The 25,912-nt window shown below is 48.6% G+C and carries 21 protein-coding genes; 20 read left to right on the forward strand and 1 reads right to left on the reverse strand.

Annotated features, from left to right (window positions below; translation table 11 throughout):
- Positions 1–157 precede the first annotated feature (157 nt).
- The 7 genes from LC508_RS02685 to LC508_RS02715 all read left to right on the forward strand — a co-directional run bounded on the left by LC508_RS02685 (position 158) and on the right by LC508_RS02715 (position 8,352).
- Positions 158–1,540, forward strand: a complete 1,383-nt coding sequence (locus LC508_RS02685; protein WP_103732117.1) for a DUF512 domain-containing protein — start codon at positions 158–160, stop codon at positions 1,538–1,540.
- Positions 1,503–2,828: a ribosome biogenesis GTPase Der gene (gene der, locus LC508_RS02690; RefSeq protein ID WP_103732116.1), complete on the forward strand. Its 1,326-nt coding sequence runs from the start codon at positions 1,503–1,505 to the stop codon at positions 2,826–2,828. The genes LC508_RS02685 and der overlap by 38 nt, the downstream gene beginning before the upstream one ends.
- Before the next feature lie 8 nt (positions 2,829–2,836).
- Positions 2,837–3,478: a glycerol-3-phosphate 1-O-acyltransferase PlsY gene (gene plsY, locus LC508_RS02695; protein WP_033142858.1), complete on the forward strand. Its 642-nt coding sequence runs from the start codon at positions 2,837–2,839 to the stop codon at positions 3,476–3,478.
- 24 nt (positions 3,479–3,502) lie between these two features.
- Entirely contained in the window at positions 3,503–4,513 is a 1,011-nt protein-coding gene (locus tag LC508_RS02700; RefSeq protein ID WP_033142859.1) for an NAD(P)H-dependent glycerol-3-phosphate dehydrogenase, read from the forward strand.
- 169 nt (positions 4,514–4,682) lie between these two features.
- Complete coding sequence (locus tag LC508_RS02705; RefSeq protein ID WP_052099639.1) at positions 4,683–5,441, forward strand: ABC transporter ATP-binding protein; 759 nt, start codon at positions 4,683–4,685, stop codon at positions 5,439–5,441.
- Positions 5,425–7,122 carry an efflux RND transporter periplasmic adaptor subunit gene (locus LC508_RS02710; RefSeq protein WP_158587367.1) on the forward strand — a complete coding sequence of 566 codons (1,698 nt, stop codon included), beginning with the start codon at positions 5,425–5,427 and terminating at the stop codon, positions 7,120–7,122. Before LC508_RS02705 ends, LC508_RS02710 begins: the two co-directional genes overlap by 17 nt.
- A 3-nt stretch (positions 7,123–7,125) precedes the next feature.
- The gene (locus LC508_RS02715; protein ID WP_033142861.1) at positions 7,126–8,352 is read left to right on the forward strand and encodes an ABC transporter permease; all 1,227 of its coding nucleotides are present in this window, start codon (positions 7,126–7,128) and stop codon (positions 8,350–8,352) included.
- 211 nt (positions 8,353–8,563) lie between these two features.
- Here the strand turns inward: LC508_RS02715 and LC508_RS02720 are convergent, their stop codons facing one another.
- Positions 8,564–9,280, reverse strand: coding sequence for an aldo/keto reductase (locus LC508_RS02720; RefSeq protein ID WP_330659990.1), 717 nt, complete (start codon positions 9,278–9,280; stop codon positions 8,564–8,566).
- Positions 9,281–9,480: 200 nt separating this feature from the next.
- Here LC508_RS02720 and LC508_RS02725 point away from each other — a divergent pair, with 200 nt between their 5' ends.
- From LC508_RS02725 to acsV, 13 genes are all read left to right on the forward strand, one after another.
- Positions 9,481–10,626 (forward strand): exonuclease SbcCD subunit D, encoded by a 1,146-nt coding sequence (locus LC508_RS02725; RefSeq protein WP_033142863.1) that lies wholly within the window; start codon positions 9,481–9,483, stop codon positions 10,624–10,626.
- The gene (locus LC508_RS02730) at positions 10,623–13,229 is read left to right on the forward strand and encodes an AAA family ATPase (protein ID WP_118594157.1); all 2,607 of its coding nucleotides are present in this window, start codon (positions 10,623–10,625) and stop codon (positions 13,227–13,229) included. Before LC508_RS02725 ends, LC508_RS02730 begins: the two co-directional genes overlap by 4 nt.
- Before the next feature lie 125 nt (positions 13,230–13,354).
- Positions 13,355–13,696: a cobalt transporter gene (locus LC508_RS02735; RefSeq protein WP_018597545.1), complete on the forward strand. Its 342-nt coding sequence runs from the start codon at positions 13,355–13,357 to the stop codon at positions 13,694–13,696.
- Positions 13,697–13,699: 3 nt separating this feature from the next.
- Complete coding sequence (locus LC508_RS02740) at positions 13,700–13,882, forward strand: CooT family nickel-binding protein (RefSeq protein ID WP_033142865.1); 183 nt, start codon at positions 13,700–13,702, stop codon at positions 13,880–13,882.
- Between the two features lie 95 nt (positions 13,883–13,977).
- On the forward strand, positions 13,978–14,895 hold the full coding sequence (locus LC508_RS02745) for a methylenetetrahydrofolate reductase (RefSeq protein WP_033142866.1): 918 nt from the start codon (positions 13,978–13,980) through the stop codon (positions 14,893–14,895).
- Positions 14,896–14,932: 37 nt separating this feature from the next.
- Entirely contained in the window at positions 14,933–15,703 is a 771-nt protein-coding gene (locus LC508_RS02750) for an ATP-binding protein (RefSeq protein WP_033142867.1), read from the forward strand.
- A 60-nt stretch (positions 15,704–15,763) separates the two neighbouring features.
- Entirely contained in the window at positions 15,764–17,656 is a 1,893-nt protein-coding gene (gene cooS / locus LC508_RS02755) for an anaerobic carbon-monoxide dehydrogenase catalytic subunit (RefSeq protein ID WP_033142868.1), read from the forward strand.
- Between the two features lie 24 nt (positions 17,657–17,680).
- Complete coding sequence (locus tag LC508_RS02760; RefSeq protein WP_033142869.1) at positions 17,681–18,448, forward strand: ATP-binding protein; 768 nt, start codon at positions 17,681–17,683, stop codon at positions 18,446–18,448.
- Positions 18,449–18,470: 22 nt separating this feature from the next.
- A complete protein-coding gene (gene acsB, locus LC508_RS02765) occupies positions 18,471–20,597 on the forward strand; it encodes an acetyl-CoA decarbonylase/synthase complex subunit alpha/beta (RefSeq protein WP_148392759.1) in 2,127 nt (708 codons plus the stop codon).
- 106 nt (positions 20,598–20,703) lie between these two features.
- On the forward strand, positions 20,704–21,642 hold the full coding sequence (gene acsD, locus LC508_RS02770) for an acetyl-CoA decarbonylase/synthase complex subunit delta (protein WP_033141837.1): 939 nt from the start codon (positions 20,704–20,706) through the stop codon (positions 21,640–21,642).
- Between the two features lie 25 nt (positions 21,643–21,667).
- Positions 21,668–23,014 carry an acetyl-CoA decarbonylase/synthase complex subunit gamma gene (gene acsC / locus LC508_RS02775; RefSeq protein WP_033141836.1) on the forward strand — a complete coding sequence of 449 codons (1,347 nt, stop codon included), beginning with the start codon at positions 21,668–21,670 and terminating at the stop codon, positions 23,012–23,014.
- Between the two features lie 86 nt (positions 23,015–23,100).
- Positions 23,101–23,886, forward strand: a complete 786-nt coding sequence (acsE, locus tag LC508_RS02780) for a carbon monoxide dehydrogenase/acetyl-CoA synthase methytransferase subunit (protein ID WP_033141835.1) — start codon at positions 23,101–23,103, stop codon at positions 23,884–23,886.
- A gap of 85 nt (positions 23,887–23,971) precedes the next feature.
- Positions 23,972–25,900 carry a corrinoid activation/regeneration protein AcsV gene (acsV, locus tag LC508_RS02785; protein WP_033141834.1) on the forward strand — a complete coding sequence of 643 codons (1,929 nt, stop codon included), beginning with the start codon at positions 23,972–23,974 and terminating at the stop codon, positions 25,898–25,900.
- Positions 25,901–25,912: the final 12 nt, after the last annotated feature.

The following is a 25,912-nucleotide window of genomic DNA, read 5'->3' on the forward strand; positions in this document are numbered from 1 at the left end:
ATGACCTCCGTTAGAGTTTTTTTGACATATAATTACACATTAAGTTATAACATCAGAAAGTGAGCAGCGTCAAGGAAATTATTGCTTTTTTTATGCTTTATTGGTATGATAATAAATAGCGGGTATAAAAAGACCCGTTTAGAAATGAGGAGAAATTGTGAAAAAATGCAGACATATCATCCGGGAAGTGGAAGCCGGAAGCATTGCCGAGGAGCTGGAACTGGCTCCGGGGGATGAGCTTTTGTCTATCAACGGACAGGAGATTGAGGATGTCTTTGACTACCACTATTTGATGAATGATGAGTATATAGAGGTTCTTGTGCAGAAAGCGGACGGTGAGCAATGGGAGCTGGAGGTGGAGAAGGATTACGAGGAAGACTTGGGAATCGTATTTGAGAACAGTCTCATGGACGAATACCGTTCCTGCAGCAATCATTGTGTCTTCTGCTTTATTGACCAGATGCCCCCGGGCATGAGAGAGACCCTCTATTTTAAAGATGATGATTCCCGTCTCTCCTTTTTACAGGGAAATTATGTGACGCTCACCAATATGAGCGACCATGATATTGACAGGATCATCCACTATCATCTGGGGCCTATCAACATTTCTTTCCATACGACCAACCCCGAGCTTCGCTGTAAAATGCTGCACAACCGTTTTGCCGGGGACATTTTCCCTAAAGTGCAGAGACTCTATGAGGCGGGAATTGAGATGAATGGCCAGATTGTGCTCTGCAAAGGGCTCAATGACGGCAAAGAGCTGGAGAGAAGTATTGAGGAGCTGGCAAAATACCTGCCCCACCTGAAAAGCGTTTCTGTTGTGCCTGTGGGGCTGAGCAAATACAGGGATGGACTGTATCCGCTTCAGTCCTTTGGAAAAGAAGATGCCGAAAATGTGATTTCCCTGATTGAAACATGGCAGAAACGGTTATATGAAGAATATGGATTACATTTTATCCACGCAAGTGATGAATGGTATCTGACTGCCGGGCGCAAGCTGCCCCCTGAAGAGAGGTATGACGGCTACCTGCAGCTTGAGAACGGTGTGGGTATGCTGCGCCTGCTGGAGAACGAAGTAGAGGAGGCTGTCGCTGGACTTTCCGGAGATGAGCGGGCGCTGGAGGTGTCCTTTGCCACCGGTTCCCTGGCGTATCCTTTTATCCGCAGATACGCGGACCGGATCGAAACACTTTATCCAAAGGTTAAGATCCACGGATACTGTATCCGCAACCATTTCTTCGGAGAGAAGATCACAGTGTCCGGTCTTCTGACCGGGCAGGATATCATAGCACAGCTTCAGGGCAGGCCTCTGGGAGAATACCTGCTTCTGCCCTGCAATCTGCTCAGGAGCGGGGAGAATGTATTTCTGGATGATGTAACCGTAGAGCAGGTGGAAGAACAGTTAAAAATTCCCGTAAAAATAGTGGAAGAGGACGGCGCCTCCCTGGTGTCAGCCCTTCTGGAAAAAGAGGCGGGAAGAGCACATAGAAGGAGACAGATGTATGAGCAAACCGATAGTAGCAATTGTTGGACGACCTAATGTGGGAAAGTCCACACTTTTTAACGCCCTGGCAGGAGAGAAGATATCCATTGTAAAGGATACGCCGGGGGTGACCAGGGACCGTATTTATGCGGATGTGAACTGGCTGGATAAATCCTTTACGTTAATTGACACCGGTGGTATTGAGCCGGACAGCAGGGATATTATCCTGTCACAGATGCGGGAGCAGGCGCAGATCGCCATAGATACTGCAGATGTGATCATTTTCATTACAGATGTGCGTCAGGGTCTTGTGGATTCCGATGCCAAGGTGGCGGACATGCTCAGAAGAAGCGGTAAGCCCGTGATTCTGGTGGTGAATAAGGTAGATAATTTTGACAAGTTTATTATGGATACCTATGAGTTCTATAATCTGGGGATTGGGGAGCCGGTGCCGGTTTCTGCCACCGGAAAGCTGGGAATCGGTGATATGCTGGAAAAAGTGGTGGAGTACTTTGATGAGGACGCAGAAGACGGTGAGGAGGAAGATATTCCTAAGATCGCCGTGGTGGGAAAACCAAACGTGGGAAAATCCTCACTGATCAACAAGCTGATCGGGGAATCCCGTGTCATCGTATCCGATATTGCGGGAACCACCAGAGATGCCATTGATACAAAGGTGGAATGGAAGGATAAAGAGTATATTTTCATCGATACGGCAGGACTCAGAAGGAAGAGCAAGATCAAAGAGGAGCTGGAGCGCTACAGTATTATCCGTACCGTGACGGCTGTGGAGCGCGCGGATGTGGTAGTCATGATGATCGATGCCACAGAGGGCGTCACAGAGCAGGATGCCAAGATCGCAGGTATTGCCCATGAGAGAGGCAAGGGTATCATCATTGCAGTGAACAAGTGGGATGCCATCGAGAAAAATGATAAGACGATCTACAAGTTTACCAATAAAGTCAGAGAGGTTCTGTCCTACATGCCGTACGCGGAGATCATTTTTATTTCCGCTGAGACAGGGCAGAGGATACCAAAGCTTTTTGAGACCATTGATATGGTATTGGAGAATCAGACACTGCGGGTGCAGACCGGTGTGCTCAATGAGATCATGACAGAGGCCGTTGCCATGCAGCAGCCGCCTTCTGACAAGGGCAAGCGCCTGAAGCTGTTTTACATTACCCAGGTGGCGGTTAAGCCTCCTACATTCGTTATTTTCGTCAATGACAAGGAACTGATGCATTTCTCCTACACCAGATATCTGGAGAATAAGATCAGAGATACCTTTGGATTTAAGGGAACCTCCCTGAAATTCATCATAAGGGAACGCAAAGAAAAGGAGTAGGATGACAAATGCTGGTACGAATTGTAAGTCTGCTGATTGGTTATGCGTTTGGTCTGTTCCAGACCTCTTATATTTACGGAAGAAAAAACGGAATTGATATCCGGGAACACGGAAGCGGGAATGCGGGGACTACCAATGCGCTCCGCACCCTGGGCAAGAAGGCAGGGGCGGTTACCCTTCTGGGGGACTGCCTCAAATGCGCCCTGGCGATCCTGGCCGTTTATCTGCTCTTCGGCAGGAGCCACCCGCAGCTTGTCAGGCTGCTGGAGCTGTACGCCGGAGCCGGATGTATCCTGGGACATAACTTTCCCTTCTATCTGCATTTTAAAGGAGGGAAAGGGATCGCAGCCTCTGTGGGGCTGGTGGCAGCTTTTGACTGGCGGTTGTTTTTGATTTGTGCCGTGGTATTTTTTACGGCCTTTTTCCTGAGCCACTATGTGTCTCTGGGATCTCTGCTGGGATACTTCTTTTTTGCTGTGGGCGTGATCGTCTCAGGGCAGATCGGCAGATATGATGTGGACCCGGGAGTGCTCCATGAGATGTACATACTGGCTCTGCTTCTGATGGCGCTGGCCTTCTGGCGGCACAGACAGAACATTGTGCGTTTGATCCGCGGCAATGAGAACAAGATTTATCTGGGGAAACATTAAGGAAATACAGTATGGAGGGATAGCATGGCAAAAGTAAGTGTGATTGGAGCAGGAAGCTGGGGAACCGCCCTGTCCATGCTGCTTTGCGGCAATGGGCACGACACGGTTCTGTGGTCTCACAGGGAGGAACAGGCGGAGGAGCTGCGAAGGACAAGGGAGCATAAAGCAAAGCTGCCCGGTGTCAGACTGCCGGAAAAGCTTCACATTACCAGCAGTCTGGAGGAGGCGCTGGCGGGAAAAGATGTGATCGTTCTGGCAGTGCCGTCCGTGGCGGTCCGCTCTACCGCAAGGAAGATGAATCCTTATATCCGTTACGGACAGCTTATTGTCAATGTGGCGAAGGGGATTGAGGAGCACACCCTCACAACCCTGACGGATATGATAGAGGAGGAAATCCCCAATTCCCAGGCATGCGTTCTCTCAGGACCCAGCCACGCGGAGGAAGTCAGCAGGAATCTGCCTACGACCTGCGTGGTGGGGGCAAAAAGAAAAGAAACTGCGGAATATCTGCAGAATATCTTTATGAGTCCCGCGTTCCGCGTGTATATCAGCCCGGACATGCTGGGGATAGAACTGGGCGGAGCCCTGAAAAATGTCATTGCCCTGGCAGCGGGAACCGCGGACGGCCTTGGATACGGGGACAACACGAAAGCGGCGCTGATCACCCGCGGAATGGCGGAGATCGCAAGACTGGGAATCGCCATGGGAGCACGTCCGGATACCTTTTACGGACTTTCCGGAATCGGCGACCTGATCGTTACCTGCGCCAGCGTCCACAGCCGTAACCGCAGGGCAGGATTTCTCATGGGGCAGGGGCGCTCCATGCAGGAGGCCATGGATGAGGTGAATATGGTGGTGGAAGGCGTTTTCTCCGCGAAAGCCGGAAGGGAACTGGCAGAAAAATACGGGGTGGAGATGCCGATCATCGAACAGGTGAACCGGGTGCTCTTTGAGGGCAAGACTCCGGCGGAGGCCGTATCTGACCTGATGGTGAGAGATAAGAAAATTGAATCCTGGGATGAAAGTTGGAAGTGAGGGCGCAGTATGCCCTCATTTCTTTTCTAAAGAATTCTTTAGGGAACGTTAAGAAAAGTTTTCGGATTTCCAAATTGACAATTTAATAATTGTGATGTATGGTTGTACTAATGATGTAGTACAATGATAAAAATTGCACTGCATGAAAGATGCAGGGGAGGATGTGTGTATGGAAAACAATACAGAAGTGAAAAGAGAAGAGTCGCCGCAGAATCTGATTCGGCTTTCCGGAATCTGCAAAATATATAATCCGGGCGAGAATGAGGTGCGTGCACTGGACCATGTGGACCTGCAGATCGATGAAGGGGAATTTGTTGCGATCATCGGACAGTCCGGCTCAGGAAAATCCACACTTATGAATATGCTGGGGTGTCTGGATGTGCCCACAGAGGGGTCCTACTGTCTCCACGGACAGGATGTATCTCATTTAAAGGATAACCAGCTTTCAGAGATACGCAACCGGGAGATTGGATTTATCTTCCAGGGATTTAATCTGATCGCCAATCTGAACGCACTGGAGAATGTGGAGCTGCCTCTTATTTACAGAGGTCTCGGCAGACAGAAGAGAAGGGAGCTTTCCCGGGATGCCCTGAAGATGGTAGGTCTGGAGAACCGTATGGACCACAAGCCCTCGGAGATGTCCGGCGGACAGCAGCAGAGGGTTGCCATAGCCAGAGCTATTGCCGCCAGGCCGCCTGTGATCCTGGCAGATGAGCCTACAGGTAACCTGGATTCCGCATCCAGCAAGGAAATCCTGCAGATTTTGAAGGAGCTGCACAAGGAAGGCAGGACAGTTATCCTGATCACCCATGATGACGGCATTGCCGCCCAGGCCCGCCGTATTATCCGTATTATGGACGGAAAAATCGAATCAGACAGATTAAATGAGCATTACGAGGAAGGAGCACACCATGTTGAGAAAGAATAAAGAAAATCTTCCCGACACTGTGAAAACAGGAAAGAAAAAGAAAAAAGTGCCGCTGATCATCGGCGGTGTCGTTGTAGCTATTATTGCTGTGAGTTTTGCGGCATCAAAAATGACGCCGAAGGCTCTGCCCCAGGTACCGGTAAGCGCTGTCACCAAAGAGGATCTGACGGCAAAGGTGGATACCAGCGGTACTGTGGAGAGTCTCAGGACAAAGACATATTTTTCGCCCGTCAATGCCGCTATAGCCCAGTATCCTCTCAAGGTGGGGGAAGTGGTGAAGCCGGGAGACTCTCTGGTTGCTTTTGATGTGTCCACACTGGAACAGGATAACCAGAAGGCACAGCTCAATGTAAGCGCCACGGTAAACGGTTCCAAGGACAGTATGGCAAAGGCAGCCCAGACACAGCAGAAGGCCAATGAAGCAGCCGGTAAAGTCCCCACACTGCAGGCCAATGTGGACAGCTACCAGGAGTATGTGGCATCTCTGAAAACGGCCATTGCGGACAGGACAAGGGAACTGAGCGATTGGGCAAAGCAGACATCCACAGATGTCAGCGTGGCTCTGACCCAGGCACAGGCAGATCTGACCAAGCTGCAGCAGGACCTTGAAGCCCAGAAAGGCGAACAGCAGCAGATAAATGCCCAGGCAGAGGAGCTGCAGGCGTCTATTGCCGAGGCAAAGAAAAATAATCAGGATACCGCAGATCTGGAAAGACAAATGAAGGATTTAAAGGCCCAGGCGGAAAACATGGAGCCGGCGATCGATGATTTGACTTCACAGATCAATGACAAGAGTGATGAGGTGACACAGCTTCAGATTGATCAGATCGAAAGCCAGTCTGCTTCTGACCCGACAACCGATGCCCAGATTGTAGAGTGGCAGAATGAACTGGAGAGTGCCACCACAGAGCTCTCAGAGCTGCAGTCAGAACTTGCCGAACAGAAGAGTCTGGCAGACAGCGCGGATGGTGTACAGGTGACAGAAGCAGCCAAAGCGCAGATGCAGGCCACCAACAATATAGCCGAGCTGGAGGCAGCTACCCTGGAAGAACTGCTGGAAAAGGGGAAACAGGGACTTCAGGCTGAGTTTTCAGGAATCGTCTCCAAAGCAGACGCGTCGCAGGGCTCTGCAGCCACACAGGGCATGGAGCTTATTACCATTGCCAGCAACGAGGAGGTGGCAGTCAATGTGACCGTGTCAAAATACGATTATGACAAGCTGAAGGAAGGCCAGAAGGCATCCATCACCATAGCAGACCATACATACAAGGGAACTGTCTCACGTATCAGCAAGATGGCTACCACCAATGAAAAAGGTGCGCCGGTCATCTGGGCTGAGGTTAAGATCGACAATCCGGATGACAACATTTTCTTAGGCGTGGAGGCAAAGGTATCGATTGAGACCGGCAGTGCCAAGGGCGTTGTGAGTGTTCCTGTCAATGCGGTGAACACAGGAAAGGACAGTACCTTCTGCTATGTGGTCAAAGACGGCGTGATCGCCAGGCAGGAAGTGGAGACCGGAATTTCATCTTCTGAGTACACAGAGATCAAGAGCGGCCTGAAGCCGGGCGATTCCGTGATTACTGAGCTTCCGGACGGATTTGCGGAGGGCATGAAGGTGGATGAGGCGGCTGCGGGCAGCACGTCCGGCGCGCAGACTGCAGATGTGGTAAAGGAGTAGCCTATGGCACAGTTAGCAGAATACTTGAAGATGGCTCTGCAGAATATCAGGGCAAACAAAGGCCGCTCCCTTCTGACCATGCTGGGAATCATTATAGGTATCTCCTCTGTTATCACCATTATGTCAGTGGGTTCCGGATTTCAGGGTGAGATGAACCGGCAGCTCAATTCCATTGCCGGGGGACAGATCTGCATTTATTCCAATGAAGAGGGGCTCAAGCGGGAGGAATATATGAACGCGGATGATTTCGCCGCGATCGAGCAGGAAATCCCCGGAGTGACAGGAACTTCCCCTATATTTTCCGATTCGGGTACGACCCAGTCCTCAAAGGGCCAGTTTGATCTGTCCGTTACAGGCGGAGGAACGGCCCAGCAGGAGATTTCCAAATGGAAAGTGGTAAGCGGACGCTATTTTAACCAGAGTGATATCGATACAGGAAATAAAGTCTGTGTGATCAGTAAAAAAGATGCCATTTCCCTTTTCGGCACAGATGATGTTCTGGGCATGAATCTGGAATTCAGTGTCTACCAGAGCACTGTGGACTTTACCATCATCGGAATCGTGGAGCAGGAGAATCTGGGAAATATGGTTTCCGTGGATTATGGGGATGTGAAAAGAATATCCGCGGATATTCCTTATACGGCCATGGAGAATTTCGGCTATGACACTTCTGTGACCAATTATCTGTACATCACCACAGACGGCAGTGCAGATACCGGTCAGGTGGCAAATGATGCCATTGCGCTGCTGAACCAGCGCCACTACAGTCAGGGAAAGAATTATTATGACATGGAGGACTTCAATGACCAGATGAAGCAGATCAACTCCATGCTGAACATGATCACAGGATTTATCGCCTTAGTAGCAGGAATCTCCCTGCTGGTAGGCGGCATCGGTGTCATGAATATTATGCTTGTGTCCGTGACGGAGAGAACAAGAGAGATTGGCATCAGGAAATCCCTGGGAGCCAGAACCTCCTCTGTTATGGTCCAGTTTTTGGCGGAATCTGCTATTATCGCCTGCATTGGCGGTGTGATCGGCATCATTATCGGTGTGCTGCTGGCCTATGCGGTCTGTTCCATACCTACCCTGGGATTCGCACCGGGAATCAAGGTGTCTACAATCCTGATCGCAACCCTGTTTTCATCAGGGATCGGTATCCTTTTCGGCGTATACCCTGCCAGAAAAGCAGCGAAGCTGAGTCCCATCGAAGCGCTCAGAAGAAATTAAAAGAAATGAACAAATGAGAAGAAAAAGTACCGCACAGAGTGATATCTAATACTCCTGCGGTACTTTTTGTATGGGGAAAAACCCCGGTATGTATGATGTTTTTGGATATCAGTCCTTATAGTAGGGAATCATATCCTCAGGGATACCGGCAGTGCGCTGGTGGGCATCCATAGCAGTAATGGCATCCATCTCCTCACGGGTCAGGGAAAAATCAAAGATTTCCGCATTTTCCCTGATGCGTTCTTTGTGTACGGACTTGGGAATGACGGATATTCCCAAGTCCGATCTGTGCGGTAGTCTTTTGGTATTTTCTTCCGATTTCCAGAAGAAGCTGGCTGTGCAGATAGGCGCCCCGGGCAAGAGGCGCATAGGCCTGTACCGCAATATTGTTCTCCCTGCAGTAGGACAGAAGCTCCGGCTGGTTGAACAGCGGATGGAATTCCACCTGATTGACTGCGGGTACCACGTCGGAGACTTTTTTCAGCATTTCCAGGTCATGTATGTGGAAGTTAGAGACGCCGATAGATTTCACACGCCCTTGTGTCTGGAGCTTTTCCAGAGCTTTCCAGGTGTCTGTATAACAGCCGGGCACAGGCCAGTGGATCAGATATAAATCCACATAATCAAGTCCCAGGCGCTCCAGACTTCTGTTGAAAGTATCTTCCACGTCGCCGATTCTCTGTGCGGTATTCCATATTTTCGTTGTAACGAATAATTCCTCTCTTGGTATGGTAAGAGCCTTGATTCCGCGCCCCACGCCGTCTTCGTTTTTATAAACAGAAGCGGTGTCAATGAGACGGTAGCCGGCATCTGCGGCATCTGCGATCGCTTGTTCCACCTCGTTCTCACCGACGGCTTTGTAGACACCCAGACCCAGAAGCGGCATCTGGCGGCCATCGTTCAGAATGATTTTTTCGTTGAAAGACATAACAGTCCCTCCTTTAAATATTACCTTATTTCAATCCATGCTCACTGTGTTATTTCTGCCGGATACTTAGACAGTTTACCATAGAAATGTGAAATATTTACTCCGAATTTATTAACTTTTTAATAAATCCGTGCTACTATTATAAGAAGTGCAAGCTAAAATGCAACGAAATGCCAAAATATGGCAGTGGAGGATATCGAATGAAATTTTTTCATATGGCGGATCTGCACCTGGGAAAAAAGCTGCTTGGGGAGCCGCTGTGGAAAGAACAGCAGTATATATTAAGCCGTGTTGTGGCCATGTCTGATGAGGAGAAGCCGGAAGCTGTTTTGCTGTGCGGGGATATTTACGATAAGTCCATTCCCTCCTCGGAGGCTGTGGGGCTGCTGGACTGGTTTCTGGAAGAATTGTCCGTCCGTGGGATACAGACATTTTTGATCAGCGGCAACCACGACGGAGCCCAGAGGCTTCAGTTTGCCAGCGGGATCTTAAAAAAAGAAGGGATTCATATTGCGGGTACGTTTAAAGGGGGGCCGGAACATATTGTGCTGAGTGATGCGTTCGGCCCGGTTCATGTGTGGATGCTTCCTTTTCTGCGGCCCGGTATGCTCCGCCCATTTGCGGAGGAAATTCCGGAAACTTATGAGGAGGCCGTGAAAACCGCACTGCATGGCGCGGTGCTTCACAGGGAAGAGCGGAACCTGCTTCTGGCACATCAGTTTGTCACGGCAGGAGGCAGAAAGCCGGAAATCTCCGATTCGGAACAGCGTTCCCTGGGCGGTATCGATCAGGTGGATGCCTCAGTCTTTGGAGCATTTGACTATGTGGCGCTGGGGCATATCCACAGACCGCAGAAAATGGGGGATGTAAAGATACGGTATGCAGGTTCTCCCCTGAAATATTCTTTTTCTGAATGGAATCAGACAAAGTCCGTGACTGTGGCAGAGCTCAGAGAGAAAGGAAATCTGTCCGTCAGGAAGCTTCCACTGGAACCAAAAACAGAGATGGCTGTCCTAAAGGATACCATGGAGGCCCTCGCTTCGGAAAAATACAGGAAATACAGAGAAGGATATTATCTGTCCATAGTCATGACCGATGAGGAGACTCTGGAGCATCCGATGGAGAGGCTTAGAAAAATATTTCCTGGTATGCTGGAATTTGCCGTCGAAAACCGCCGGAGCAGATCCGGTGGCATATCGGGCAGTGCAGAGCTGCAGTGTCTGAAAAAAACACCCCTTGATCTGTTCGGGGAATTTTATGAAAAACAGAATGGGATTCCCATGTCTGACACAGAACAGGAGCTGCTTGAAGAGGTGATCAAAAGCATGGAAGAGGTGGGAGTATGAGACCGATAGAGCTGGAGATGGAGGCCTTTGGGCCTTATGCGGGCAATACCTGTATCTCTTTTGAGAATTGTCAGAGAGCAGGGCTGTTTCTGATCTGCGGTGACACAGGAGCCGGCAAAACGACAATCTTCGACGGCATTGCCTTTGCGCTGTACGACGCAGCCAGCACGGAAGTCAGAAAGCCTGAAAATCTCCACAGCGATTATGTGGAGGAGAAGGCCATGAGTAAAGTGCGTCTGCTGTTTTCCCACAAAGGAGAGCAGTATCAGGTGACCAGGACGTTTAATTTGAACAGGAAGCATGAAGCGCTTCTGGAGTGCCCGGACAAAAGTGTGCTGACGGGAAGAAGGGCAGTGAACCAGAAGCTGCAGGATATTCTGGGGCTTGATTACAGGCAGTTTAAACAGGTTTCCATGATTGCCCAAGGTGAATTCATGAACCTTCTGCTGGCAAAAAGTGACATGAGAAGCGAGATTTTCCGGAAAGTATTCGACACGGAATTCTATAAAACCATCGCGGACCGTCTGAAAAGCATGAGTATGCAGCAGCGGGAGGAAGAAAGGCTGAGGGAAGAGCGCCGCAGGCAGGTCCTGGAGTCCTGGGATGCGCTGCATCCGGAATGTACACTGGGGGACAGGGAAAAAGAGGATATTTTCGAGGTTCTTGACAGCCGTATCCTTTCCTCCCGGGAAAAGGAAAAGAGCAGCCGGAAGGAGGAGCAGCGCCTGGAAAAAGAGAAAGACAGAGCCCTTAAAAATCTGGAGCGGATACAAAAGGATAACGGAGAACTGAAGAACCTGGATGCCCTGAGAGGGGAGCTGGAAGGGACAAAAGTGCAGGCCGGACAGATCAGAGAGCTGGAAAAAAAGCTGTCTGAGGGGAAGAAGGCAAATCTTTATATCAAACCTCTTGCCGAGGATTGTGCAGCGAAAAAAAAGTTGGAAACTGACGAGGAAGTGCGTATAAAGGAACTGAAGTCTCAGACAAGGGAACTGGAACAGGAGAAAAAGGCACTGCTTATCCAGGCAGCCGCTGCGGAGAAAGAAGAGAAGCTCAGCGCAGAGATAGCAGCGCTGGAAGAACAGCTTTTACTTTACGGGAAATGGCAGCAGGAGGCTGAGGTCCTTCTGAAACTGGAATCACGAAAGGAAGAACTGCTGGAAAGTGCAGAGAAGCAGATCACGGCACAGAAGGAGCAGGCAATCGCTTATGAAACCTACAGGGAGGAATTTTTCAGAAGTCAGGCAGGCCTGCTGGCCAGGGACCTGGAAGAAGGAAAACCCTGTCCCGTATGCGGCTCCAGGGTACATCCGGCAAAGGCTGCCTGTGAAAAACAGGAGCTGAGCGAGGCAGCGCTGAAAGAGATGGAGGCACAAAAGGAGAAGACATCTGCAGAACTGCAGAGGACCCTGACAGCCCTTGCGGAGAATGAGAAGGAATGGCAGACCAGAATGGAGCATCTGCGCAGGGAAGAGGTACTGGCAGGTAAAAAAAGCGGTGCTGCCATGCAAAAAAAAGCCTCCTCACTGATAAAAGAGACAAACGCGCGCCTGGAGAGAAAGAAGGCGAAAAGCCGCCCGGGTCTTCCGTCCCAAGAGGCGGTCAGGAAAAGACTGGAGGAGAATGCGCAGCGCCGGGCAGCCGCGGAAAGAGAGACACAGATCTGTGAAAAACGAGGAGCCAGGCTGGCAAAGGAAAGAAAAGAGGCAGAAGGAAAGCTGCTTCTGGAAGTAAAACAGCAGAAGTTTCCAAGCAGGGCAAAGGCCATGGAGGCATGTCTGGACAGAGAAGAGCTGGACCGTATGGAGAAAGAAACACAGGCATATGAAAATCATGTGAGGGACTTGCAGATCAGGATCAGGAGTCTGGCGCCTTCCCTGCGCGGAAAGAAACTGTGCCCGGAGGAGGAGGTACGGGAACAGATACAGCGGGCGGAACAGCAGCTGAAAATTGTGCGTAATAAACTCCGGGAGGAGTACAGTGCTCTTGAAAGGACAAAAGAGGTGCGCAGACAGCTTCAGGTATTGTTTGAGGAGAGCAGCAGGACAGAGAAGACCAGGCTGGCTCTGCAGGGCCTTTCTGACACTGCCTGCGGCAGCCTGAAGGGAAAGCCGAAGATATCCCTGGAGCGCTATGTGCAGTCCGCTTATTTCCGTATGATCACCCAGGAGGCCAACAGGCGGCTGGAACACATGTCTTCAGGCAGATACGAACTGCTCGTGCGGGAGGAAAAGGAAAATCTGCAGTCCAGGTCCGGTCTGGATCTGGATGTCTATGATTACCATACCGGCAAGGTGAGAAGCATCCGTTCCCTGTCCGGCGGAGAGAGCTTTCAGGCAGCGCTGAGCCTGGCCCTCGGTGTCTCCGGGGTCATCGGGCAGTTTGCGGGAGGCATCCGGGTGGAGACCGTGTTTGTTGACGAGGGTTTCGGCAGTCTGGATGAGCAGTCTTTGGAGACTGCGGTGGAGACTTTATCGGCTCTTTCCAGGGAGGACTGCCTGGTGGGAATCATCTCCCATGTGCCGGAGTTAAAAGAGCGTATAGAATGCAGGATAGAGGTGGAAAAAAACAGGGGCGGAAGTTCCGTGTTTTTCACCGCTTGAACCTCTAAAAAAACATAAGAATAACTTGATAAAAAAGCCGAAAGCATGTATAATGAATTTATTGATAAATTATTGTCATTTACTGCGCCCAAAAGCGGGAAAAGCAGTAGGGAAAGGATGGAAAAATGCATTTAATCAACGACGAAAATGGCAACATGGTTCCTCACGGACATGACCATGAGCATGACCATGTTCACAGCCATGAACACAGCCACGGCTGCAGCAGCTGTTCAGAGGGCGAATGTGGCGGAAATTGTACAGAGGAAGTGGTAGCACTTTTGAACTATATGCTTTCCCACAACGAGCATCACGCACAGGAGCTTGATCAGATGGCAGATAATCTGTCAAAGCTTGGCATGGAAGATGCAGCCAAGACCATCAAGGAAGGCGTTGCTGATTTCCAGAAAGGAAATATGCGTCTGGGCCTGGCACTGACACTGGTAAAAGAACATTTGAAGGAGGCGTAGGCTATGTGTCTTGCAACTGTACAGAGAAGCGATGACAACACGGTCATCTGCAGAAATGTGAGCAGAATCGACGTAGATGGTGAAAAGCTTATCATACGTGACATCATGGGCGAGGAGCGAACCATTATCGGTAAAATATTAATGGTGGACCTTGCAAACAGCCTTGTTAAGCTGGACTGCCAGTAAGCAGCAGAAAAAGTATGGAGGACTTTCTGCTGTGCCAACACACGATTTTAGGGCTTCGGCCTTAAAAATAAATAAACAAAGCGGAGGTAGTAACTATGAAATTATCTGAAGCAATGAAGAACAAAATGCTCCTTTCATTTGAGCTGTTCCCACCAAAGACAGACAAAGGTATGGAAAATCTGCCGGGAACGATCGAGCATCTTTGTAAGTACCAGCCGGAGTACATTTCCTGTACATACGGTGCGGGCGGAACCAATGTGGGCAAGAACATGGATGTATGTAAAATGATCAAAGACGCCGGAACCATCCCGGTAACACATTTTACATGTATCGGTAACACCGCAGAAGGAATCAAAGAACAGCTTCAGAATTACCTGGACAATGGCGTAGATCATATGCTGGCACTTCGCGGCGACCTTCCATTCGGATGGACAGGAACCGGCGGAGATTTCGCTTACGCAACAGATCTGGTAGCTTATGTCCGCAAAGAATTCGGCGATAAGATCGAAATCGCTGTAGCAGGTTCACCGGAAGGACATATCGCATGCCGCAGTCTTGAATCTGATATCGCTGTCCTGAAACAGAAACAGGATAACGGTGCTGACTACATCATGACTCAGCTTTGCTGGGATATGGAGCAGTTCAAACGCTGGCTGGATGCCATCCGTACTGCAGGCGTTACAATGCCGGTTGACGTTGGAATTATGCCGATTCTGGATCAGGCTGCTACAATCAATATGGCACTGTCACGTAATGGCTGTGTAATGCCGCGTAAACTTTGCGAGATCATCTCCAAAAACTGGATCTTCCCGAATCCGTTCGACAAAGATCCGTTTGACGCTGCTGTTGATGAAAAGAAAGCAGCATTCAAAGAGGCAGGTATCGAGTACACGATCAGACAGATCGATGAGTACCGCGCACTGGGCGTTAACGGTATCCATCTGTATGCTCTGAACAAATGGAAAGACGTATCTGAAATCATTGACAGATGCGGTCTTCGCACACTTGTTTAAAATGTATTAAAATCATATTTTAGGAGGTGCCCTTTTCATGGCACATGTAATTGCAATTGCCGGCAAAGGCGGCGTAGGCAAGACGACCCTGACAGGCTTGATCATCCAGTATCTGGCTGAAAAAGGCAGGGGACCGATTCTTGCAGTAGATGCAGATGCGAATTCAAACTTAAATGAAGTCCTGGGCATGGAGCTTGAGGCAACTCTGGGCGATATCCGTGAGGAAGTGGCCCGTGCGGAGATGTCAAAGGAAAATCCCATTCCGGCCGGAATGACAAAAGCTGATTATATGGAATTCAAGTTTGATGATGCATTGATTGAAAATGATGATTATGACCTGCTTGTCATGGGACGTACCCAGGGGAAAGGCTGCTACTGCTTCGTGAATGGACTTCTGCAGGCTCAGCTTGCAAAGCTGCAAAAGAATTATCCATATATCATCGTGGACAATGAAGCCGGTATGGAGCATATCAGCAGAGGCGTTCTTCCCAGTATGCAGACAGCGATTCTGGTCAGCGACTGCTCCAGAAGAGGTGTTCAGGCAGTGGGCAGGATCGCGGAACTGATAAAAGAATGTGACATGCACCCGAAGCAGGTTGGGCTTATCATCAACCGTGCGCCGGGCGGGGTACTCAATGCGGGCACAAAAGAGGAGATAGAGAAACAGGGCCTCACCCTTTTGGGAATCGTCCCGCAGGATGAAACTGTATATGACTTCGACTGCGACGGTACACCCATCGTGAAGCTTCCGGAAGATTCACCGGTGAGAAAAGCGATCAGGGATATCGTGGACAAGCTGGAGTTATAAAACCGGGGAAGCGGACCCGGATAAAAAAGCAAAAAGAGGCGAAAAACAAGGAGGATATTCATGAGTGAATTCAAATTAACCACAGTAGAAGAATTTGAAGCTGCTACTGCACGTCTCCTGGAAACAGGTGCAAAAGTCGGTGCTGACGCTTGGCAGTTCCGCGTAAAAAATCAGACACCCCATTGTAAATTTGGTGAAGAAGGCGTTTGCTGCCGTATCTGTACAATGGGACCGTGCCGTATTACAAAAAAAGCTCCGAGAGGAATCTGCGGATGTGATGTACACGGTATCGTAGGACGTAACTACCTGAAATTTACAGCAGGCGGTTCTGCAACACACTCTGACCATGGCCGTGAAATCTGCCATACCTTATATGAATCTGCAGCTGATGGCTGTTATAAGGTAAAAGATCCGGATAAACTGATCCGTATCGCAAAAGAGTGGGGAATCGAGACCGAAGGAAAAGATATCTATGATCTGGCACACGAAGTTGCTGAGACAGGTCTGATGGAATACGGTAAACCTTTCGGAACTCAGAGATTCTTAAAGAGAGCACCGGAATCACAGCAGGAACTGTGGGAAAAGAATGAACTTGCTCCAAGAGCAATCGACCGCGAGGTTTCCTGTTCCTTACATATGAGCCACATGGGATGTTCTTCCAAACCGGAAGCACTGGTAAAACAGGCGATCCGTGCAGGCTTAAGTGATGGATGGGGCGGTTCCATGATGGGAACAGAGTTCTCAGACGTACTGTTCGGAACACCGAAGCCGATTGAGACAGAAGCAAACTTGGGCGTTATGGTTGAGGAGAATGTCAATATCGTTGTTCACGGACATGATCCCAGTCTTTCTGAGATGATCTGTGAATTCGCAGATGATCCGGAAATGATCGCGTACGCAAAAGAGATGGGTGCAAAGGGCATCACCGTATCCGGCGTATGCTGTACCTCAAATGAAGTTGCAATGCGCCGTGGTATTCCTATGGCCGGTAACTTCCTGCAGCAGGAAAACGTTGTTCTGACAGGTGCTTGTGAAGCGATCGTCGTAGACGTACAGTGTATCTTCCCGGCACTTGGTCCTTTGAGCAAATGTTTCCACACAAAATTCATCACAACTTCTCCGATTGCTCAGATGCCGGATTCTGAATTTATCAGATTCGATGCTCACACAGCAGGCGAGAAAGCAAAATTGATCGTTAAGACAGCTATCGAGAACTACAAAAACAGAAAACCCGAACTGGTACATATTCCGCAGATGAAACAGAAAGCAACTGTTGGATATTCCACAGAAGCGATCGTAAAAGCTCTGGACGGCGTAACCAACTCACAGGTAGATGAGCTGGGAACCACAAAACCGTTATTAGAGTGTATCACCTCCGGTGTTCTCCGTGGTGCTGTTGCAATGGTTGGATGTAACAACCCGAAAGTTCGTCCTGACTTAGCTCATATTGAACTTATGAAAAAACTGGTTGCTAACGATATCATCATCATCGCTTCCGGATGTTCTGCACAGGCGGCTGCAAAAGCTGGTCTGATGGACAAGAGAGCGAAAGATGTCTGCGGCGCCGGACTTAAGAGAGTTTGTGAATTGGCTGACATTCCGCCGGTACTGCACATGGGCTCATGCGTAGATATCAGCCGTATGCTGGTTCTGGCAGCTACATTGGCAAAAGACGCAGGTCTGCACATTTCCCAGCTTCCAGTTGTTGGCTGTGCTCCTGAGTGGATGTCTGAAAAAGCAGTTTCCATCGGTAACTATGTAATTGGTTCCGGTATTGATACCTTCTTAGGTGTTGACCCGTACGCTGCAGGTTCCAGTGAAATGGTTGAAATCCTGACCAACGGAACAAGAGAATGGGTAGAGGCTGCATTTACAGTTGAAAAAGATATTGAAAAACTGGGCGATGCTATGATCGCAAGAATCGAAGAGAAGAGAGCTGCTCTTGGAATCTAATCTTTATCAGGAAAGGTGAATGACATGAAAATTGCAGTAACAGGAAAAGGCGGCGTTGGAAAGACTACTTTTGCTGCGACGCTGGCGCGTTTATATGCGGATGAGGGAAGAAAGGTGCTTGCTGCGGATGTGGATCCGGATGCGAATCTGGGGCTGGCACTTGGGTTTGATGATGAAACTCTGGATTCCATTGTTCCCATTACTAAGATGCGGAAGCTGGTGGAAGAACGTACCGGGGCCAATGAGGAAAATCAGTTCTACCGGATCAATCCAAAGGTGGACGATATCCCGGATACATATTCCAAAGAAGTGAACGGAGTCAAGCTGCTTGTGCTTGGTACTGTGGAAACCGGCGGCGGCGGTTGTGTATGCCCGGAGCACGTCATGCTCCGCAGGATCATCAATAACCTGGTGCTTCACAGAGATGATGTGGTGATCATGGATATGGAAGCTGGATTGGAGCACCTCGGCCGGGGTACTACCGAATCCATGGACCAGTTCATTGTGGTCATTGAACCGGGTGCCAGAAGCGTACAGACTTATAAGAACGTAAAAAGGCTGGCAAAGGACCTGGGCGTAAAACAGGTTCGTGTTGTAGCCAACAAGGTTCGGAACGAAGAGGATGAAGCGTTTGTGAAGGCGCATATACCGCAGGAAGATTTGCTGGGATTCATTCACTATAACACCGAAGTGATGGATGCGGACCGTCAGGGTAAGTCTCCATATGACTTCAGCAATACTGTAAAAGAGGAAATTACAAACATTAAAAACATAATCGACCAAGGATTATGAGAAGGTCAGGAGGAAGAGAACATTGACATTATTTGAAACCGTATTTAGTGGAAATGACGCTGTCTATGGATTAACAGAAGGCGCTATTAATGCTGCAATCGAACAGCACGGTGCTGACAAGGCTGTCAGCTTCCCGAACACCGCTTACTGCTTACCATGCTACTATGCAGTGACAGGCGTGAAGGTTAAAACTTTAGGAGAATTAAAAGAAGCTTTAGGTGTAGTGAAAACTCTGATGACAAGAGAGATGAGATTAAATGACGTATTTATGTCAGGTGTTGCTACCGCTCTCTGTGCAGAGTTCATCGAAGTTCTGAAATATATCGACGGCGCAGAGCCGTATACAGAGCCCTGCTACGGACATCTGGCAGATGCTGTGATCCGTGAGCTGGGTGTACCCCTTGTAACAGGCGATATCCCCGGTGTTGCTGTTATCCTGGGAAGCGCTCCTACAAAAGAGGAAGCAGTTGCCCTGGTTAAGAGCTATCAGGCACAGGGTATCCTGGTAACACTGGTCGGCGGTGTGATCGATCAGGTGGCAGAGGCAGGCATGAAGACAGGCGCAAACTTACGTGTTATCCCGCTGGGCAAAGACGTGACAAGCGTGATCCATGTAGTATCCGTTGCTTTAAGGGCAGCCCTTATCTTCGGAAACGTAACACCTGGTGATGCAGCAAACCTGATGAAATACACCTTTGAGCGTGTACCGGCATTCGTTAACGCATTCGCTCCTCTGGACGATGTGATCGTTGCCTGCGGCGCAGGTGCCATCGCACTGGGCTTCCCTGTTATCACAAACCAGGAAGGCGTATCCACAGTACCGAAGAGCCTGATCTTACAGCCGGATGTTTCCAAATTCAACGCTACATCCCTGGAAGCACGCGATATCAAGATCAAGATCACCAATATCGACATTCCGGTTGCATTTGCATCCGCATTCGAGGGTGAGATCATCCGCCGCGGTGACATGCAGGTAGAGTTCGACGGTTCCCGTGTAGACTGTGCAGAGCTTGTTCAGTCAGCAGAGGCTACAGAGATCGAAGACCACAAGATCACTGTGATCGGACCGGAAGCAGATGAGATGGAGCTGGGCAGCAAGAACAGCATCGCTTATGTTGTAAAAGTTGCAGGCAAGAACATGCAGTCTGACTTTGAACCGGTTATCGAGCGTAAGTTCCATAACTACATCAACTGTATCGAAGGTGTATACCACACAGGACAGCGTGATATGCAGCGTATCCGTATCAGCAAGGATGCATTCAATGCAGGATTCCGCCTGAAACATATCGGTGAAGTTCTGTACGCATCTGTTAAGAATGAATTTGACGCTGTTGTTGACAAATGTGAAGTTGTGATCTACACAGATCCGGCAGAGTGTAAGAGGATCCGTCACGAAGTGGCAGTTCCTACCTTCAACAAACGTGATGACCGTCTGAAATCCCTGACCGATGAGTCTGTAGACGTATACTACAGCTGTATCCTGTGCCAGGCATTCTCCCCGTCACACGTATGTGTGGTAACACCGGAACGTCTGGGCCTGTGCGGTGCCGTTTCATGGCTGGATGCAAAGGCGACCAACGAGCTGGATCCAAACGGACCCTGCCAGGTCATCACGAAAGAGAAATGTATTGACGAGAGGATTGGTGAGTACGAGGACGTCAACGAAGCCGTACGCAAATTCTCCCAGGGTGCTCTGGAAGAGGTATCTCTGTACTCCATCATGGAAAAACCAATGACATCCTGTGGATGCTTTGAGTGTATCTGCGGTATCGAGCCGTTCTCCAACGGTGTAGTTATCACAAACCGTGAGTACGCAGGTATGACACCGCTTGGAATGACCTTCCCGGAACTGGCATCCATGACAGGCGGCGGTGTACAGACACCTGGCTTCATGGGCCATGGAAAACACTTCATCGGTTCTAAGAAGTTCATGAAGGCAGAGGGCGGTATCGAGAGGATCGTCTGGATGCCGAAAGAGCTGAAAGAATTTGTTGCTGAGAGACTGAACCAGACAGCAAAAGAATTATACGGTATCGACAACTTCACAGACATGGTTGGTGATGAGACCATCGCAACAGATCCGGAAGAATTAGTTGCATTCTTAACAGAAAAAGGACATCCGGCTCTTGGTCTGGACCCGATGATGTAAGATTTTGGAAGACAAAATCGCTTAATTGTAGTATCATGTAAACGGTGAATGCGCGTTTTACCGTATTCACCGTTTATAAAAAATATATTAAGGAGGCTAATGAGAAATGCCGTTTAATCAAAAACCACAGAAATTCAATGCAAACATTAACACAGTTGAAATTGGCTGCGGGGACAAAGCGATCAAATTAGGAGGGGAATGCACATTTCCTTTCTATACATTTGATGCTCCCACGGAAAATGCACCAAAAGTAGGCGTGGAAATTTCCGATATGGGACTTATCAACGTTCCGGGAATCCAGGAATATTATGCAGGTGCTGCCACAATGGCCGAGATCGCAAAAAAAGCGGAAGCAATGGAAGGTGCGGACTTCGTATGCTTACGTCTGGAAGGCGGGGATCCAAACGGCGCAGACAAATCTATTGAAGAACTGATCGCAGTTGTCAAAGAAGTCGGCGAAGCTGTTTCCTGTCCTTTAGTTGTTGAAGGTTGCAAGAATGTGGAAAAAGATTCTGAATTACTGCCGAAAGTGGCAGAAGCACTTCAGGGCAAGAACGTTTTAGTCCTTTCTGCAAGAGAAGAAGATTACAAAGCAGTTGGCGCAGCAGCAGGCCTTGCATACAACCAGAAGGTTGGAGCAGAATCCGCAGTAGATATCAACCTGGCAAAACAGCTTAACGTTGTTACAACCCAGTTAGGGGTAAAAGCTCAGGATATCGTAATGAACGTTGGTTCTGCAGCAGTAGGCTATGGTTTTGAGTACGTGGTATCCACAATGGACCGTATTAAAGGTGCAGCTCTTTCCCAGAATGATAACATGTTACAGATGCCTATCATCACTCCAGTTGCCGATGAGACATGGGGAGTAAAAGAGGCCATGGCTTCTGAGGAAGATATGCCGGAATGGGGACCGCTGGAAGAGAGAGGTATCAGTATGGAAGTACAGACAGCAGCAGCAGTTTTAGCTTCCGGTTCTGACGCTGTCATTCTGAGACATCCCAAATCTGTTGCAACAATCTCAAAAATGATTAAAGAATTAGTGTAATCGTAGAACAGGAGGATAAAAACAAATGGGATTATCAGGTATTCAAATTTTTAAACTGACACCAAAAAAGAACTGTAAAGAGTGCGGCTGCCCAACATGTATGGCTTTCTCCATGAAAGTGGCTCAGGGTGCTCTGGAAATTTCCAAATGCCCGCATATGTCTGAGGATGCTCTGGCTCAGTTATCTGAGGCAACAGCTCCGCCGATGAAGACCATCAAAGTCGGAAGCGGTGACAATGAATTTACTTTAGGCGGCGAGACTGTTTTATTCAGACATGAGAAAACATTCGTCAGCAAAACAAGATATGCGGTTTCACTGTGCACATGCATGGATGATGCAGCAATCGACGCGAAACTGGCAGCAATTCCGAAGGTAGACTACGAACGTATCAGCGAGAGAATGTTCGTTGAAATGATTTACGTGAACTACGAAGACGGCGCTGACAAAGACAGATACGTTGAAATCGTAAAGAAAGCAGCAGCTCTTGGCAGAACTCTGGTTCTGGGCTGTAAAGATGTAGAAGCTGCTAAAGCAGCTCTGGCTGTATGCAAAGACGGCAAACCGGTATTAAACGGTGCAGATGCCTCCAACTACGCTGAGATGAGCGCAGTTGCAACAGAGGCAGGTGTTGTACTTGGCGTTACAGGTGCAGACTTAAATGAATTATATGATACAGTTGCAGCTCTGGAAAAAGCAGGCAACAAGAACCTGATTCTGGATGTTGGAACAAAATCCGTAAAAGAAGCTTACGGCAACGCAGTACAGATTCGCCGTGCAGCTTTAAAAGATCAGGACAGAACTTTCGGTTATCCGACACTGGTAAATCTGGCAGTTCTGGCACATGGCGACAGAAATATGCAGCAGGCACTGGCTTCCCTGTTCACAATGAAATATGGTTCCATTGTGGTTATGGAGCAGCTTGATTATGCAGAAGCTCTGCCGTTATTTGGTCTGAGACAGAACGTATTCACAGACCCGCAGAAACCAATGAAAGTGGAACCGGGTATTTATGCATTAAATGGTGCAGACGAGAATTCTCTGTGTCTGACAACCGTAGACTTTGCTCTTACATATTTCGTGGTATCCGGAGAGCTGGAGCGTTCCGGTGTACCGTGTAACCTGATCATCAGTGATGCAGGCGGACTTTCCGTACTGACTGCATGGGCTGCAGGTAAATTATCTTCCACTTCTGTATCTAAATACATTCAGGAGAACGTTGAAGATAAAGTAAAATGCAGAAAACTGGTTATTCCGGGTAAAGTTGCCGTATTAAAGGGCGATATCGAAGCAAAACTTCCGGGTTGGGAAGTTATCGTTGCCCCGTTGGAAGCAGTACAGTTAGTTAAATTCTTAAAAGACCTGACTGCATAAAAGAGGAAAGACAGGCTGGCAGGGAGGATGCTTTTTAGGCATCTTCTCTGTTCGGCCAAAATGAATAATTTAAAAGGAGAACTATTATGGCAAAGTTTGTTACAATTGGTGAGAGAATTCACTGTATTTCCCCGTCTATCCGCAAAGCGATGGCAGAGCGTGATCCGGAACCAATCTTAAAACGTGCAAAAGAGCAGCTGGATGCAGGTGCAACTTATCTGGACGTTAATATCGGACCGGCAGAGAATGATGGAGAAGATTTAATGAAATGGGCTGTTCAGCTGATCCAGTCCAACTTCGACAATGTTCCTCTGGCACTGGATACTGCCAACAAAAAAGCAATCGAGGCAGGTATCTCCGTATACAACAGAAGCAAAGGAAAACCGATTGTAAACTCTGCTGATGCAGGCGGAAGAATCGAGAATATCGATCTGGCTGCAGCAAATGACGCTATCGTAATCGCTCTTTGCTCTGCAGAAGGTATTGCAGCAGACAATGATGAGCGTATGATGCACTGCCAGAACATGCTGGAAAGAGGTATGATGCTGGGTATGGAGCCTACAGATCTGTGGTTTGACCCGTTATTCCTGGTTGTTAAGGGAATGCAGGACAAACAGATGGAAGTTCTGGAAGCAATCAAAATGTTCAGCGATATGGGCCTGAATTCCACAGGTGGTCTGTCCAATAACTCCAACGGTATGCCGAAACATATTCGTCCGATTATGGATTCCGCAATGGTTGCAATGTGCATGATGCAGGGCTTAACTTCCGCAATCGTAAATCCATGTGATTTAAGACTGATGGAAACAATTAAATCCTGTGATGTTTTCAAAAACAACACATTATACGCTGACTCTTACCTGGAGATCTAATCACAGGCAGAGTCGTGTAATAAAAAGCGCCGGGGATATTTTTATCGCCGGCGCAGATAAAAATATACAGAAAGGCTAAATTCCTATGTTCAAAGTGACTTTTAAATTTGAAAACGGCGAAGACGTCACAACTTTCGCCCAGGAAGGAGAAATCCTTTTAGAAGTAGCGAGAAAAACGAATGTGGCTATCGATGCCCCCTGTTCCGGCAATGCTTCCTGTGGTAAATGCAAGGTGAAGCTGGTGGCAGGTGAAATGAATTCTCCAAAGACCCGTCACATCTCCGATGAAGAGTATGCAGAAGGTTGGAGACTGGCATGTGTGAGCAAGCTGACAGGTGATGTGGAGGTACAGGTACCCGACATTGCATCCGCTTACAGGAGCCGGATGAAAGTCGCAGATTTGAGTTCCAAAGAGGAGATTGCCATATTTGATCAGGCAAAATCCGATGTGGAAGCAGCAGGAATTACCTTGAAAAACAGTCTGGATATTATCCATGTGACTATGGATGAACCGACTCTGGACGATACCATGCCGGACAATGAACGTCTGATGCGTGCGATTAAAAGGGAAACCGGTGTAAAAAGAGTGCGTCTGCCTTATTCTGCACTGCGGAAGATTTCCGTTGTTTTCCGTGAAAATCATTTTGATGTACAGTGTATTGTGCGCAGGACAGCAAATGATATTTTTGTGTATGACGTTTACGGCAGAGATGAAAAAGTAGTAATCGGCGGTTTGGCTATTGATATCGGTACAACCACGGTATCTGCACTGCTGGTCAATATGCAGACAGGTGAGATCCTTGGGAAAGCTTCAGCCGGAAACGGTCAGATTCGCTATGGCGCGGATGTTATCAACCGTATTATCGAGTCTATGAAACCGGGCGGAAGCGAGAAGCTGCAGGATGCAGTGGTGAATGAGACGATCAATCCTATGATTGAGCAGATGTGCCGCTCCTGTGGATTCAGCCCCCTGCACATATACCGTATGTGCATTGCATCCAACACTACCATGAACCATCTGCTGACAGGAATGAATGGTGATCCAATCCGTATGGAACCATATATTCCTACCTTTTATAAAACAAATTCACTGTTTGCTTCTGATATCGGAATCAGAGTAAATCCGGATGCCCATATTATACTGGCACCGAATATCGGCAGTTATGTGGGCGGAGATATCACAGCAGGTACTTTGGTAAGTATGCTGTGGAATCGTCCTGAATTTTCTCTGTTTATTGATCTGGGTACCAACGGCGAGCTTGTATTCGGCAATTCTGATTTTATGATGAGCTGCGCCTGCTCTGCGGGACCTGCTTTTGAAGGCGGGGATATCAGCTGCGGTATGCGTGCGACGGACGGCGCGATCGAGGCATGTACCATTGATGCGGAAACGATGGAGCCCAGCTACTCTATTATCGGAGATGAGGGTGAGAAACCCATCGGTCTGTGTGGTTCCGGTATCATTGATGTGATCAGCGAATTGTTCCGAACCGGTATTATCAATCCGAAAGGAAAGTTTGTCCGGGAAGGAAAACGTGTCCGCCATGATGAGTATGGCATGGGCAGCTATGTGCTCGCATTCGAGGAAGAGTCGGGCACTGTCAAGGAAGTGGAGATTAATGAGGTGGATATTGATAACTTTATACGGGCAAAAGGTGCTATCTTCTCAGCCATCCGTACCATGCTTGTCTCTCTTGACTTTGATATCTCCATGATTGACGATGTTTATGTAGCCGGTGGAATCGGCAGCGGCATCAATATGAAAAATGCCGTGAGAATCGGTATGTTTCCGGATATTCCTCTGGAGAAATTCCATTACATTGGAAATTCTTCTTTGTCCGGCGCATATACCATGCTTCTGTCAAAGGAAGCAGAGCAGAAATGTTATGAGATCGCGTCCAATATGACGTACCTGGAACTTTCCACTGTACCGAGTTATATGGATGAGTTTGTAGCATGTTGTTTTATACCACATACGGATACGTCCCTGTTTCCGTCTGTAACAGAGCAGTAGAAGGTACGCTTG

The organism is Blautia parvula (genome assembly GCF_020215665.1).
Classification (GTDB): Bacteria; Bacillota; Clostridia; order Lachnospirales; family Lachnospiraceae; genus Blautia; species Blautia celeris.